Genomic DNA, 14,643 nt, shown 5'->3' with positions numbered 1-14,643 from the left:
ATGCCCCTTCGTCAGCTCACCGCGATCGAGCGGCAACGGATGAAGCGTCTTACGGCCGAGTCCGTTGATATTACCTTGTTACAGCCCACATGGACCGCCTTGGATAAGGGCTACATGGACGCCACGGCTCCCGTTCGAAACTACCTCAAGGAGAACGGGTTGCACGACTTCGGACTCCAAGGTCGCGGCGCACGTGAGAACGGGGTGAAGATCGAGGCCCTTCTTGTCAGCGAACAGGAGCAAATCAATGCTCCAGCATCCCTCTATAAACCGAAGGCTAAGCCGGGCAAGGACGGCGATCCGCGCATCTGGTTTTCTAAGCTGCATCATCATGCCAATCCGGATGACATACTTGCCATCACGGAGCACAACGATCAGCTCGTAGTTATCAACCTCTCTCAGGTTGATGTCGCCCATGTGCTGGATGTCCAAAGAAGCGGTCCCTTATGGGATATTCTTCAGGATATCAGTGCCGAGGCGACTAGCATCGCGGACGAGCTCTTGGGTAAGCTCCGTATCATTGCAGCAGGCGGCTATATTCCTTCAATCATGGTCGAACGAGCGGATACAGCCATCGGGCGCACCCTTGAGGCCGCGCTTGGTATTGCCATGAACGCGCGACGTGAGCCCGATTACAAGGGTATTGAGCTGAAGTCGTACCGACAAAAGCCCAAGTCCCGGGAGAACCGAAAGCAACTGTTCACCAAGGTTCCCAACTGGGAAATCAGCAAATTCAACAGCATGACGGAGGTGCTCGACACCTTCGGATATTTCCGAAATGGCCGCGACCGTCTAAACTGTACGGTCAGCGCAGTTAACGTCAACTCGCAGGGACTCACGTTCAAGATCGATGATAAAAACGGCATATTGAACGAGGTTTCAACCACCGCGGAACATGGCGCATTCGCGTCGTGGTATTTGTCAGAGCTGCGTGCCGACCTTGAGAAAAAACACGCCGAAACATTCTGGATTGGGGCAAAGGTCCATTGCATTGATGGCCACGAGCACTTTGAATTCATAGACGTGATACACACTCGGAAACCGATAGGCTCGCAGTTCGACATTCTTGTCGAGCAGGGTGTAATCACGATGGACCATATGATGAAACGGCTGGATTCAGGGCGTGCCCATGAACGCGGGCCATCGTTCAAAATCGAGGCCGGTTCGCTCGACTTATTGTTCCCGCCAAGTAAGACCTATGCCCTCGCATGACGAGGGAAGAGGCATCCGCCTGCGTGGCAAAAAACAAAAAAAATCGGGCGAACGATGCCATATTTCCCCGTCTTTTCATAGGCTCAGGACCCATTGATTTTTGTGGGGAATTTTGATTCAGGCTCTGTGAGGAGACTGAAGATGAGCGACCTGTTTTGGCTGACGGACGAACAAATGGGGCGTCTTCGGCCGTTCTTTCCCAAGAGCCACGGCAAACCTCGCGTTGATGACCGCCGAGTGTTGAGCGGGATCATTTTTGTGAACCGCAATGGGATGCGCTGGCGTGATGCGCCCCGGGAATACGGCCCCCACAAGACGCTCTACAACCGTTGGAAGCGTTGGAGCGACATGGGGATCTTTTCCCGGATGATGGACGGTCTGGCTGCCGGAAGGACAGAGCCCCAGACGATTATGATTGATGCGACCTATCTCAAGGCGCACCGCACGGCTTCGAGCCTGCGGCTAAAAAAGGGGATCCAGGCCGCCTGATCGGTCGCACCAAAGGCGGTATGAATACCAAGCTCCATGCGGTCACCGATCAGAACGGACGACCGCTGAGCTTTTTCATGACGGCAGGGCAGATCAGCGATTATACCGGTGCCGCTGCCCTGCTGGACAGTCTGCCTGCAGCACAATGGATGCTGGGAGATCGAGGTTATGATGCTGACTGGTTCAGAGACGCCCTGGAAGAGAAAGGGATAAAGCCCTGCATTCCAGGACGGAAATCTCGCGGAAAACCAGTCAAATACGACAAGCGAAAATACAAAAGACGCAACCGCATCGAGATCATGTTCGGAAGGCTCAAGGACTGGCGGCGGATCGCAACACGCTATGACAGGTCTCCGACAGTCTTTTTCTCAGCCGTCTGCCTCGCCGCAACCATCATGTTCTGGTTATGAGTCCTGAACCTAAAAACCATCAAAATAACCGGATAAAATCCTTATTATTCATATGGTTATTAAATATCGATACCATGACACCCATAGAATTCCTGACATGGTATCAACAAAAATCATGGCATCAGACTCAGTCAGTGCCACGCACTATGCCATAAAAAATAACTGCTTGGCGATACCGTCAGACGCCAGACAATGCCGGACCAAAAAACAAAAAAGCCCGCATTTCTGCGGGCTTTAAGGCACTTCCATGCCGGGTGGTGCCATCCTATGCCAGACGCGGGATCATTCCCACTCGATCGTGCCCGGTGGCTTGGAGGTGATGTCGTAGGTGACACGGTTGATGCCACGCACCTCGTTCACGATGCGGCCGGCAACACGGTTGAGGAACTCGAAAGTGAAGGGATAGACCTCGGCGGTCATGCCGTCCGTGCTGGTGACGGCACGCAGGGCGCAGGCCTGATCGTAGGTACGGTCATCACCCATCACGCCCACTGTGCGGACAGGCAGGAGAACCGCAAAAGCCTGCCAGATTTCATCATACAGGCCAGCCTTGCGGATTTCCTCCAGATAGATGCTGTCCACCTTCCGCAGGAGGTCCAGCTTCTCCCGTGTGATGTCACCGGGAATACGGATGGCCAGCCCCGGCCCCGGGAATGGATGCCGCCCGACAATATGCTCCGGCACGCCAATCTCACGACCCAGCGCACGGACCTCATCCTTGAAGAGCTCACGCAGCGGCTCGACCAGCTCCATGTTCATCCGTTCTGGCAGACCGCCCACATTGTGATGGGACTTGATGGTCACGGACGGCCCGCCATTGAAGCTGACACTCTCGATCACATCCGGATACAGCGTGCCCTGCGCCAGGAACTGCGCCCCGCCCAGCTTGGCGGCTTCCTGTTCAAAGACTTCAATGAAGAGACGACCAATGGTCTTGCGCTTCACCTCCGGGTCCGTCACTCCGGCCAGCTCGCCAAGGAACAGGTCGGAGGCATCACGATGGACCAGACGGATGTTGAAACGGTCACGGAAGGTCTTCACCACCTCATCAGCCTCACCGGCACGCAGGATGCCCGGATCGACAAAGATGCAGGTCAGCTGGTCCCCGATGGCATCATGGATCAGCTTGGCTGCCACGGAGCTGTCCACACCACCGGAGAGACCGCAGATCACCTTGCCATCACCCACCTGCTTGCGGATACGGGCAATTTCCAGATCACGGAAACCGGCCATCGTCCACGTGCCGGAGCAGCCTGCCACACCATGCGTGAAGTTGCGGATCAGCTCCGCCCCATGTGGCGTATGCACCACCTCCGGGTGGAACTGCACGCCATAGATGCGGCGTTCTTCATTGGCGATGATGGCAAACGGTGCCCCCTCGGAATAGGCCACGGCCCTGAAGCCCGGCGGCAGGGCCGCCACACGGTCACCGTGGCTCATCCAGACCTGCTCACGCCCACCCTGTGCCCAGAGACCGTGGAACAGCGCACATTCCTCGGCGACATCAATATAGGCACGGCCAAATTCACGGTGGTCATGGGTTTCCACACGCCCGCCCAGCGTATGGCAGAGAACCTGCTGGCCGTAGCAGATACCCAGAATGGGGCGCTTCAGCTCCAGCAGCCCTTCCGGCAGGGTCGGCGCATTGTCGTCATGCACGCTGGCCGGGCTGCCGGACAGGATGATGCCCCGCGGGTTGAACTCACGGATTTTCTCCAGCGGGGAAGTGAACGGCCAGATCTCGCAATACACCCCGCTTTCCCGCACACGGCGGGCGATCAGCTGGGTCACCTGGCTGCCGAAATCCAGAATCAGGATACGGTCTTCATGGAGGGTTTCATCAAGCTGCTGAAGGGTGTCTGCGTTTTTCTGCGTCAAGTTCCGGGCCTCGCCTGCTGGATATGGCACAATGCTCAATTCGTGCTAGTCTCTATAGGACGATCGACCGCCAACGTCATCCTTATTCTCCACCGGTTTTTACCTTCCGGCAAAGATTTCCGCGGCGGCTCACATTACTCGAACATGCTTTTCAGGAACTGCGCAATGCGTCCCGCTTTTCTCACCTGTCTGGTCAGCCTCTGCACTCTGGGGGCCTGCTCCTCCCTTCCCGACCCGGCTTCCGACCCCTATGGCCTGTGGACGGGCAAGCTCGTTACCGAGCAGGGAATCTGCCCGACCAGGGACATATCCTCCCTTCGCATCCGTGGGCATGAGGTCGTTTTCAACCCCGGCATGAGTACATCCACTCTCCGGGGCACCTATGAAAAAGGCCAGCAGCACTACCTGGCCGAACTGACCGACAAGGGAATGAACGATACCCCCTACAGGCAGACATTCAACGGCTATCCGGTTGGTACGGCCATCGGTGGGACCTACACGTCACCACGCTGCCGTGCCCATGTTTCGCTGATTCGCCGCTGAAAAACGCCGGGAACATCCCACTGGAAAATATTTAAAAAAACTTCTCCAGTGGGGTTGCACCACTGCCCCAGACCGGATAGAAGCCTCCTCAACACGGCGCACCCGTAGCTCAATTGGATAGAGCACCAGACTACGAATCTGGGGGTTAGAGGTTCGAGTCCTCTCGGGTGCACCATGTCATCATATACTCGGGTCTTCCGAGGTCTGCACCCGTAGCTCAATTGGATAGAGCACCAGACTACGAATCTGGGGGTTAGAGGTTCGAGTCCTCTCGGGTGCACCACATATCTCCTCATCCAGAATACATGATTGAAGCGCTTCCATAGCTGCTTGGGAAGAGCGTCAGGGTGTTCCGTACTGTCTGCGGCTGCGCCCCTGTTTCCTGCGGGTTACACCTTCCCATTTTGGCTGCTGGTCTGTAATCATGCGGTCATGACTTCGACACATCCCGACCCGACATTCCAGACCCTCCTGAACAACCACCCCAACCTGTCCTACGAAGGCAGACAGGGGCTGGTCATGGATGGCACCTCTCTCACGGATATTGCCAGAGAGCATGGAACACCCTGCTGGGTCATCAGCGCTGATACGCTACGCCAGCGTGCCCATGCCCTTCAGGATGCATTCAGGGCCCGCAATCTACCCATCCATTGCCACTTTGCCGTCAAGGCACAGGATCATCAGGCCTGCCTGACCGTTCTGGCACAATGTGGCTTCGGGGCTGATGTCGTCAGCGGTGGAGAACTGCGTCGGGCTCTTGCGGCGGGCATCAGGGCCCGTGACATCGTCTTCTCAGGAATCGGCAAGACGGATGACGAGCTGGAGCTGGCGATTCATCATCAGATCGGTCAGATCAATGTCGAAAGTGTGGAAGAACTGCACCGGCTCAACGCTCTGGCACAAAACATGCAGCAGCGGACCCGCATCGCCTTCCGGGTCAATCCCGATATTGACGCCCAGACACACAGCAAGATCACGACAGGGCGTGCCGAAGACAAATTCGGCATTGCCCATGACGCCATCCCAGCCCTCTACCGGAAGGCACAGACAGACATGCACGGTGTGGAGCTGGTCGGTCTTGCCGTTCATCTCGGCAGCCAGATGGTGACGGCAGCTCCCTTCCGCAAAGGCTATGAGCGAATTGCCGCACTCGTCCGCACCCTGCGGGAAGATGGGCTGCGTGTCAGCGACATTGACTGCGGCGGCGGCCTTGGTATCGCCTACCGGAACGAGCAGGCACCTCCCCCCGCCATGCTGGCTGATGTCATTGCCGAGACACTGGGAGACCTGGATGTGCAGCTGCATGTCGAGCCCGGCCGCTGGCTGGCGGCACCCGCCGGGGTTCTTCTGGCCCGTGTGATCGACGTGAAGGACGCTGCCCGCCGTTTCGTCATCATTGATGCTGGCATGAATGACCTCGTCCGCCCAGCCATGTATGATTCCTGGCATGGCATCCTCCCCCTGAACGAACCGGACACCACCACCGAAGAGTGCGTAGATGTGGTCGGTCCCATCTGTGAGAGCAGCGACATCTTTGCCCGCCAGCGTTCCCTGCCCCCTTTGAAGAAAGGAGATCTGGTTGCTCTGCTGGATGCCGGAGCCTATGGCACAGTCATGAGCTCCACCTACAATTCACGCCCCCTTGCTGCGCAGGTCATGATTGAAGGCGGCCGGAAAGCCATCATCCGCAGACGCCAGACACTTGAAGAGCTGCTGGCACAGGAAGCCGTCCCCGACTGGCTGGCCCGCCCCTGACCCCCGTGAAGCCCACACCCCTCCCTCCCCGGTTTGCCCACATCCAGCGGCAGGCCTACCGTCGGCTCCGGCTGGAACAGTGCTGGCATCATGCCCGCTGGCCCCTGCTGCTTGCTGGCCTGTGGGGCTGTGCGGCCCTGCTTCATCTCCCACAATCCCTGCCTGACAGCCTGCACCTCCTGCTGGAAGTCTCCTCCTTCGGAAGTGTGCTGTTCTTGGCAGCCCGGCGCCTCCACCGCCTGCCCCGTCCCTCCGCTGCACAGGTGGATCAGCGTATCGCCAGCGATTCCGGGCTTGCCTTTCCGCCCTTGGCAGCCCTGACAGACCGCCCCGCTCTGCCTGAAGGCCTCTCCGAGGAAGACATACGCCGGGAAGGGCAGCTCTGGACCATCCACCGGCAACGGCTTCTGGACTCGTTCGACTCTCTCCGCCTGCGTCTTCCACGGCTCTTTCCACACTGGGCAGGCAGGCTGACAACCGCTCTTGTCGTACTCTGCCTGTTCGTCCTTGGGGGGCTGGCGGGACCACAGGCCGGGCTGAGACTGAAGGCTGGCTTCATCCCCGGCATGGATGATGACGCCGCACCGCTCCCTGCCATGCAGGCATGGATCGACCAGCCCGCCTATTCACCCGGCCCACCCATTTTCCTGACGGCACACAGTCCCGCCCTCTCACTACCGGAAGGAGCACGGCTCCACGCCGTGCTGGACGCCACATCAGGACGCCCCGCCCTGCATGGTACTGTCGAGCACAGCCAGACATCCCGGGAGAAAGGAAGCTGGCAGATTGAAGGAACCCTGCGAAAGAGCGGCACCATAAGTCTTTCTGTCCGGGGCCGCAGGCTGGGGCGCTGGCAGCTTCATGTCAGTGCCGACACACCGCCAGACATTCAATGGACCGCCACAGCCGGTGCCATATCGCAGGACTGGTATACCAGCTTTCCATGGTCAGTCAGCCAGCCCCATGGCGTCGCTTCCTTGGAGGCCAGACTGCACCCCATCATTCCACCAGCGCACACGCCGGACCCTGCTCATGGTCTGACCATTCCCCTACCGCTGGAAAAACAGCCGACCAAAGCCACGGGCACCACCCGGCTCGACCTCTCCGACAGCCCCTTCGCCGGGCTGGAAGTTGCCGGGCAGCTCTGCGCCCGCAGCAGCTCTGGCAAAGAACGCTGCTCCAAACTCCAGACCTTCCGCCTGGGGCACCGTTCCTTTCACGATCCACTGAGCCGCGCACTGCTGGACCTGCGATTGGCTCTTGTTCTCAAGCGCACAACAGAAGCACAGGCAGCCCACCTGCTGGCCCTTCTGACAGACCTGCCTCTTCCGGCTGATCTCAGCCTGCCACTCGCCCTGCTACAGCGGCAGGCAACGACAGGCCTGCCCCTCCAGGCCCTGACTGAACAGCTCTGGTTCACAGCCCTTTATGCGGAAGACCGTTCACAATCCGGGCAGGCCATTGCGGCCTCCATGCTTCATGTACGGGCCTTGCAGAACGGGATACGCCTGCATCTTCTCGCCCTCGGGCAGCATCCCGCTCCCCCGCCTCCAGCTGAACAGCAGGCGCTGCATGACGAACTGGAAAGCCTGAAAACTGCTCTGGACGGCCACATGGCCTTCATTTTCCAGAAGGCCAGCCAAAGCGGCCTCGTCATGCCCATGCCCGGTGGCCGGGGAATGCCCTGGATCCGCCTTGCCGGGCAGGTCCAGTCTGATGCGTTGGCCGGACGGACAGAACAGGCTCTGGAGCACCTGCGCAATATGGTGGAACCTGCCGAACAGCTCCGGCAGGCGACCCTGCCAGACATGCAGTCGCTGGCCGCCTCCATGCAGGCGCAGGCTGAAGCCCGTACCCAGCGCCTCGCCCTGCGGGATCTGATACGGCAGGAAACCGACCTTCTGAACCACGCCCAGAAACGTCTTGCCTCAGAGCGCCCCAAAACGGATGATCAGGACACCCGGCACAAGGATGTCTCCCAGATGTCCACAGCCGAACTGCTCAGCCAGCTTGGCATGGTTTCCGCCTCAACAGACAGTTCTTCCACAACATCACAGTTGGATCAGGAGGCCGTTCTCCTCCATGCTGATGAACGGCAAAAGGACCATGCAACCCAATATGCCCTGCGCCTTCTGGCCAGCACGCTCAACCATCGTGGGGAAACCCTGACAAAGAAAAAAATGTCCAATCTGCTAAAAGCGGAAAAAGATATGGGAGCTGTCCTGAAGAGCCTCGCCAACCGTCAGGACGAAGAAAGCGTGAAGAACATCCAGACCGTCCTGAATGATCTGTCACAGTCCCGTCATGAGATGAGCCGGAACCAATCTGCATCCAGTCAGGAAAGCAAGGGGCATCTTGGCTTCATTCCTCCTCCTTCTGCCTCCTCATCGCCAGATGAGCAGAACGGCACCCCCTCTGCCTCCCCCAATGACGACCCGAACAGCGGGCAGGATGAGGACACACATGATGATGAGGAAAAACAGCCGGAGAATCAGGACCCGCTGGGCCGGAAACTGGATGACAGTCCGGACTCTGATGCCCACATCCCGGACCATGAACGCAACCGTGCCCATGACATCGAGCGTGAACTGCAACGTCGTGCCTCTGACCGCACCCGCCCCCAGAGTGAGCTGGATTATCTCAACCGGCTTCTTGCCCCCCTCCGTCAGTCGCACTGACCCTGTCAGATGGCGGGAGCCAGCCGGCAGAAACCCGTCATATCGGGTGGAATGGAGAAAAAGCTGAACCGTCTGACATGCCCCCTGAAGGACGACAAAACGTCTGGGAATAGGACCAGGCCCGCAAGATCATGTCAGATTAAAAAAAGAGCCAGCATCCTATCGGGGATGCTGGCTATCAGGACTCAGACCTTTCCCCCGAAACAAAAAAGAAAGGGCAAAAATCCTATCTCAAACTACCTTAAACGCCTTTTTACGGGCCCTGAAAAACGCATTGAAAACAGTGAAAGCTGACGTTCATCGACAATCCGTCTGCTGAATGAAAGGGCCGCTCCGATCTTGTAGAGCTCACTATAAATCTGAGGGCGGGAAACACCAACCTGCACCACGATATCGTTATGGGACAGGCCCATCATGACCAGTTTTCTGATTTGCCAACTTATCAGTATGGGCACAGCATAATGCTCGCCGCCACATCTATCGGACAGACACTGTGACAAAGTGCAAAGAAAAATTCAGAAACTGTGATGCGGAATATCTTTTACCGGCAGAAAGTGAACACGGTCCGGCCATTTGCGAACATAGCCCTGCAACAGGCCATGACTCAGGCGGATACCGCATATCCACATTTCCAGTGGCGAATGCATATAAATGCCGGGGTGGCCATCTCCTGATATCCCCAAGCCAACATGGCCGCTCCATTGCGGGTCTTTCATCCCTTGCGGAAAGGACAGCTGGCTGTCTTCAGCAAGGTCAATATCAAACTCGATATGGGCTGGTGTACCCTCCCAACCTTCGGGATAATACGACACAGATGGCGCCTCACCATGCGTGGCATATTGAGCAATGCGCGGGCATGCCCTCAACACAGATACAGCAGCCTGCCTCACAATTTCCTTCTTGCTGTCAGGCACATCAAGAAACCGGAGATGCCCCATCAGATCCTGTGACAGAGATGGAGCTGTGTCAGATAGTACGTCTTGTGTGTGTGCAGGGACAGGTGGATCATTCGAACAAAACCCCAAAAATAACAGGACGAAAAAACCGCCCAGTAGCAATCCGACAATGATGCTAAGCAGTGTGGATTTTTTCTTCTTGGCATCTTTCATGACATGTACCCCCCTGTCAGCGAAATCAGGGTAGGAACGCTACCACAAAAAAGGCCGGTCTGGCCCCGTTCAGTTTCTTTAATGATCCTACCCCAAACACTTTGAACATTTTACGCCCTTCAGCATAATCCGATGGCGGCTTTTCTGCCACCTGTCCAAGCCTCTTAGGCGTCAAGCGTCCCATTAGAAGGGCCTGCACTTCATCAGGCGACAGGCAGAATTATCTTGCGATGTCTTAAAAAGTCATCTTGTTTTTCCACAGATGCATGCTGACTTGATTCCATACCATTGAAGTCTGCCTGTCCACGCCGCCGGGCTCACTTTTGCGGAAACCACGGCGTGTAAGCTCAATGCATATCCGCCAATAATGATCATCAGAGACAAACATCCCCAAACTTTTTAAACGTCTTGCAAAAGAAAAAGCTGAAATATTCCACCGTTTCTTGCTATTCAGAAGCAGAGGTACTCTACAACACCCTCTACATGCACACGAACATCCATTTCAGGCATCAGGAAAGATGAGGCGAAACGATCTGCCTCCGCCTCCCGCACCTTATCAGAATGGACGACACCCTTCCTGTGCTATTCTTTCTGTCCCCTAACAGCTGAACCGTCTGACATGCCCCCTGAAGGACGACAAAACGTCTGGGAATAGGACCAGGCCCGCAGGATCATGTCAGATTAAAAAAGAGCCAGCCATCCTATCGGGGATGCTGGCTCTTTGTACAGAAAACAGCCGCCTGTCAGCGCAGGGACGGTTTCATCCCCAGTGCCTCGGCCAGGCGTTCCAGCTGACGGGAAATGGCGCTGCCACCAGAACGCAGTCGACTGCCATGCAGGCTGAGCACCAGCTTGTCATCCTTCATGGCCAGATGTGTTCTTTCCAGAAGAACCTCTGTCCCAGCACATAATGTATAGACCAGACGCAGCACCAACCCGAGCTGCACGGCCGCCTCGTAGCGTCCCTTGCTCAGCAGACGGCGGGACGGCTCCAGAACGGGATCATCCCTGTTGATCTCGTACCGCACGGCCAGCACGAGGGCCAGAAAGGCCCGCGATTCATGGGAAAAACCAACACCATGACAGTACAGGACCCGTCGATAGGTCTGCTCTGCCCGATATTGCGGATGGTCATATGACCCGATATCGGAGATGGTACAGGCCAGCCGGAGCTGTGCTGCCAGAAAAGAATCTTCTACCCAGTCCAGTCCGGTCAGGAAGACAGGAGACACCCATGTGATAAGAGGCTCGGCCAAGGAGGCATTACGGCCAAGCCGCCCTGCCATCTCCCGCGCCAGAGCCTCCATAGGGTCTTCCTCAGCAACAGAGGAGGCAACCTCACGCATGTACCAGCCTTCCCGCAGACCCTCCGCACTGAAAACGACCTCCTGCGCATCCGTCTGGGCCAGCAGGGCGAGCAGAACCTGGGCTGCAAATGGCGCATCCACCATCCGCTTGCGTGGGACATTGCCGATCTTTTCCATCTGCTTGCGGCTGGCCCCGATGACCCAGCCTGCCATTTCCTCTGCCTCTGACCGGCTGAGCCGGAAGAGATGGACCATGTTCAGAGGATACTCCATACGGGCCACATGCAGGCGGGCCAGCGCCCGGAAGGCCCCACCCACCAGATAAAGAGGCTTGCCGGCCGCCGTTGCCAGCCATGAGACATCTGCCAGCGTCTTTCTGGCAATCTTGCTAGCCTCTCCCAAGTCCTCCTGCGAACGCTCTCGCAACCGGATCACTCCAAGCGGTGTCGTCCCAGCCTCGAAATAGGCCCCGTTCCTGACACGGATCAGCTCCAGCGAGCCCCCTCCAATATCGGCCACCACACCATCAGCATCCGGCAGGGCACACAGCACCCCTGCGGCGGAATAATCCGCTTCTTCCTCTCCATTCAGCACACGGAAGCGGGCTTCCGGCATGCGGGCTTTGGCCGCTTTCACAAAGTCAGCCCCATTATGGGCATCCCTCACGGCAGCCGTGGCGAGAACATCGAACGGTTCCACCTTCATGGCCTGACCAATGGCCTGATAACGGGCAAGGACCTCCAACGCGCGGTTGATGCCTTCCTCGCTCAGCATCCCTGTGGCCTCCAGCCCTGCGCCAAGACGCAGAGTGGCCTTTTCGTTGAAGATGGGAACGGGATTGCGGGCAACCCCCTCATAGACCACCATCCGCACGGAGTTGGAGCCCAGGTCCACGATTGCAGCCCGGCGGGACTCCCGTCCCCCCCACTGCGCTGCCGTATACACCATTCTTACGCCTCCTTCGCAGGCCCTTCCCCATCCTCGGAGTCCAGCCGGGGATTCGCTGGAGTGTCTGCTTCTTTAGCCGACGCAGAGGCTTTTTCCATAAAATACTCATGCGCGGAAAGGGGAGATTCGCCGGGTTCGACACGTTTCCAGCGGCCATCAGGCAGCATTACCCAGCTCTGCAACGTATCATGAACATTCACCACCATGATCTCGCCCAGGATGCGGTCATGAGACTCCGTATCCGTAATGGGCACCATGGCCTCAATGCGGCGGTCCATGTTCCGTTTCATCCAGTCAGCCGATGCAATGTACAGCTTTGCCTGGCGGGAAGGCAGCTCACACCCGTTGCCAAAGGCAAAGACACGGGCATGCTCCAGATACCGCCCCACGATGGACCGTACCTCAATCCCTTCAGAAAGGCCCGGCACACCCGGCCGCAGGCTGCACATCCCCCTCACCACAATGGTGATCTTCACACCGGCCTGTGATGCCTCGTAGAGAAGCTCGATCAGCTTCCTATCCACAAGGCTGTTCATCTTCAGCCATATCTGCCCGGGCCGTCCGGCGCTGACATGCTCCATCTCTTCCCGCACCAGCTTTTCCAGCGTCGGGCGAATGGTAAGAGGCGAAAAAGCCACCGCATGAAGCTCCGGCACCGCAGCGCCGGTAATACAGTTGAAGAGCCGGGCACAGTCATCAACCAGGACGGGATTACAGGTAAAATAGGAAATGTCCGTATAGATCTTAGCTGTATTGGGATGATAGTTGCCCGTCCCGTAATGGGCATAGGACTGGAGGTGATCGCCTTCACGCCGTACCACCAGGATCATCTTGGCATGGGTCTTGTAAGCCGCCAGACCATACACGACCTGCACGCCTCTGGTCTCCAGTGCCCGGGCAAGACGGATATTGGCTTCTTCGTCAAACCTGGCCCGCAGCTCCACCTCTACCGTAACGGATTTACCCGCCTCAACAGCCTCGATCAGCGCATCCACGATCGGGCTGTCATGCGATGTCCGGTAGATGGACTGCTTGATGGACAGGACATCCGGATCCCGTGCTGCCTGCTGGAGGAAATGAACAACCGTATCAAAACTCTCATACGGATGATGGACGACAAGGTCAGCCTCCCGGATCGTGGCAAAATAATCGCCGTCATGCTTCAGGACACGCTGCGGAATACTGGGATGATACGGTCTGAAAAGAAGCTCCGGCCGGTCGGACACGATGAGCTGCTTGACATCGCCCACACCGACCATGGTCGGCAGATGGACAACATCATCCTTGGCCACGCCCAGCTTGCGGATAAGATGCCCGGGCAGGCGACCATCCACCTCCAGATGGATGCAGGCCCCACGCCGCCGTTCCTTCACAGCCTTCTCGAAGCTGTTCAGCAGGTCTTCAGCATCTTCTTCCAGCTCCACATCCAGGTCACGCACAAGGCGCAACATGCCTGAACGGCTGGCATGAAGCCCCGGATACAGACGTTTGGCAAAGCGGAAGATCACATCCTCCAGCAATACGAAGCGGATCGTGTCATCCTGGTCCGGCAGACGGATGAAACGAGGCAGCTGCTCTGGCAGGACAACCATGCCATCCATCATGTGATGATCCGTCTTCGGGTCCTTGAGACAGAGCACCAGCGCCTGCCCGCCACTGAAGATGAACGGCAGGGGATGGGTGGGATTCAGGGTCAGCGGCGTCAGTACAGGAAAAAGCTGGCTGTCAAAATATTTGGAAAGCCACTCCTGATCGTGATGATGGAGCTTCTCAACATTCCTGATGAGAATATTCTCGTCCCGCAGCTCCTTCAGCATGTCACCCCAGATGCGCTGCTGCTCTCCCTGGAGATGCCATGCCTGGTGCCGTACCGTTTCAAGCTGCTGGGCCAGGGTCAGCCCGTCGGGGCTTTTCTTGCCGGAACCATCCTTCAGCTGGTGCACCAGCCCAGCGACACGGACGGCGTAGAATTCATCCATGTTGCCCGCACTGATGGAGAGAAAGCGCAGCCGCTCCAGCAGGGGCGCTGCCGGATTTTCAGCTTCATCCAGAACACGCTGGTTGAAATCCAGCCAACCAAGCTCACGATTGATGAAACGGGTCTGATGTTTCTTTGTCATGGCTTCACTCGCCATGTTTGTCTCAACAAACGCCATATTCCCTATGTTGGACATGACAGTCTCCTCACCTGGCTGGTCAGCAGGCATAATCCCGCTTCTTTATTGCTTCAATAAGACAGAGGTTCCGTCAATATGACAATTATTAAGATAGTATTTCAGCCTTGCAGGTAACAAATGCAATTGGGACTGGACAG

9 protein-coding genes and 2 tRNA genes are annotated in these 14,643 nt (G+C 57.4%); 7 read left to right on the top strand and 4 right to left on the bottom strand.

All coding sequences use genetic code 11. The features are described from left to right. A complete protein-coding gene (locus DTI93_RS01960) occupies positions 1–1,212 on the top strand; it encodes an MvaI/BcnI family restriction endonuclease (protein WP_249079481.1) in 1,212 nt (403 codons plus the stop codon). Positions 1,213–1,353: 141 nt separating this feature from the next. Continuing rightward, positions 1,354–2,111 (top strand): IS5 family transposase gene (locus DTI93_RS01955; RefSeq protein ID WP_249079480.1). Its coding sequence is split into 2 segments (ribosomal slippage): positions 1,354–1,675 and positions 1,675–2,111, totalling 759 coding nucleotides; the frame shifts between segments, so codons are not numbered across the junction. Positions 2,112–2,393: 282 nt separating this feature from the next. Here DTI93_RS01955 and guaA read toward each other — a convergent pair. Next, a complete protein-coding gene (guaA, locus tag DTI93_RS01950) occupies positions 2,394–3,989 on the bottom strand; it encodes a glutamine-hydrolyzing GMP synthase (protein ID WP_086441507.1) in 1,596 nt (531 codons plus the stop codon). Between the two features lie 165 nt (positions 3,990–4,154). Here guaA and DTI93_RS01945 point away from each other — a divergent pair, with 165 nt between their 5' ends. The 5 genes from DTI93_RS01945 (at position 4,155) to DTI93_RS01925 (ending at position 8,965) form a co-directional block, all read left to right on the top strand. Continuing rightward, positions 4,155–4,532: a hypothetical protein gene (locus DTI93_RS01945; RefSeq protein ID WP_086431066.1), complete on the top strand. Its 378-nt coding sequence runs from the start codon at positions 4,155–4,157 to the stop codon at positions 4,530–4,532. A gap of 98 nt (positions 4,533–4,630) precedes the next feature. Beyond that, a tRNA-Arg gene (locus tag DTI93_RS01940) sits at positions 4,631–4,707 on the top strand. 31 nt (positions 4,708–4,738) lie between these two features. Further along, positions 4,739–4,815 (top strand) — tRNA-Arg (locus tag DTI93_RS01935). A 149-nt stretch (positions 4,816–4,964) separates the two neighbouring features. Continuing rightward, the gene (gene lysA / locus DTI93_RS01930; RefSeq protein ID WP_249079478.1) at positions 4,965–6,287 is read left to right on the top strand and encodes a diaminopimelate decarboxylase; all 1,323 of its coding nucleotides are present in this window, start codon (positions 4,965–4,967) and stop codon (positions 6,285–6,287) included. Positions 6,288–6,292: 5 nt separating this feature from the next. Further along, a complete protein-coding gene (locus tag DTI93_RS01925; RefSeq protein ID WP_249079476.1) occupies positions 6,293–8,965 on the top strand; it encodes a DUF4175 family protein in 2,673 nt (890 codons plus the stop codon). A 515-nt stretch (positions 8,966–9,480) separates the two neighbouring features. Here the strand turns inward: DTI93_RS01925 and DTI93_RS01920 are convergent. The 3 genes from DTI93_RS01920 to DTI93_RS01910 all read right to left on the bottom strand — a co-directional run bounded on the left by DTI93_RS01920 (position 9,481) and on the right by DTI93_RS01910 (position 14,449). Next, complete coding sequence (locus DTI93_RS01920) at positions 9,481–10,074, bottom strand: hypothetical protein (protein WP_154981563.1); 594 nt, start codon at positions 10,072–10,074, stop codon at positions 9,481–9,483. Positions 10,075–10,817: 743 nt separating this feature from the next. Beyond that, positions 10,818–12,329, bottom strand: a complete 1,512-nt coding sequence (locus DTI93_RS01915) for a Ppx/GppA family phosphatase (protein ID WP_249079474.1) — start codon at positions 12,327–12,329, stop codon at positions 10,818–10,820. A gap of 2 nt (positions 12,330–12,331) precedes the next feature. After that, entirely contained in the window at positions 12,332–14,449 is a 2,118-nt protein-coding gene (locus DTI93_RS01910) for an RNA degradosome polyphosphate kinase (protein ID WP_249079471.1), read from the bottom strand. Between the last annotated feature and the right edge of the window lie 194 nt (positions 14,450–14,643).

It is taken from the genome of Parasaccharibacter sp. TMW 2.1884 (assembly GCF_023337695.1).
Classification (GTDB): domain Bacteria; phylum Pseudomonadota; class Alphaproteobacteria; order Acetobacterales; family Acetobacteraceae; genus Bombella; species Bombella apis.
Note: the sequence above shows the minus strand (reverse complement) of the source record. Positions and strands in the feature narration are given on the sequence as shown.

Coding starts and splice junctions, on each gene's coding strand:
- DTI93_RS01960 (WP_249079481.1), top strand. CDS start 1: ATGCCCCTTCGTCAGCTCACCGCGATCGAGCGGCAACGGATGAAGCGT.
- DTI93_RS01945 (WP_086431066.1), top strand. CDS start 4,155: ATGCGTCCCGCTTTTCTCACCTGTCTGGTCAGCCTCTGCACTCTGGGG.
- lysA (WP_249079478.1), top strand. CDS start 4,965: ATGACTTCGACACATCCCGACCCGACATTCCAGACCCTCCTGAACAAC.
- DTI93_RS01920 (WP_154981563.1), bottom strand. CDS start 10,074: ATGAAAGATGCCAAGAAGAAAAAATCCACACTGCTTAGCATCATTGTC.
- DTI93_RS01915 (WP_249079474.1), bottom strand. CDS start 12,329: ATGGTGTATACGGCAGCGCAGTGGGGGGGACGGGAGTCCCGCCGGGCT.
- DTI93_RS01910 (WP_249079471.1), bottom strand. CDS start 14,449: ATGACAAAGAAACATCAGACCCGTTTCATCAATCGTGAGCTTGGTTGG.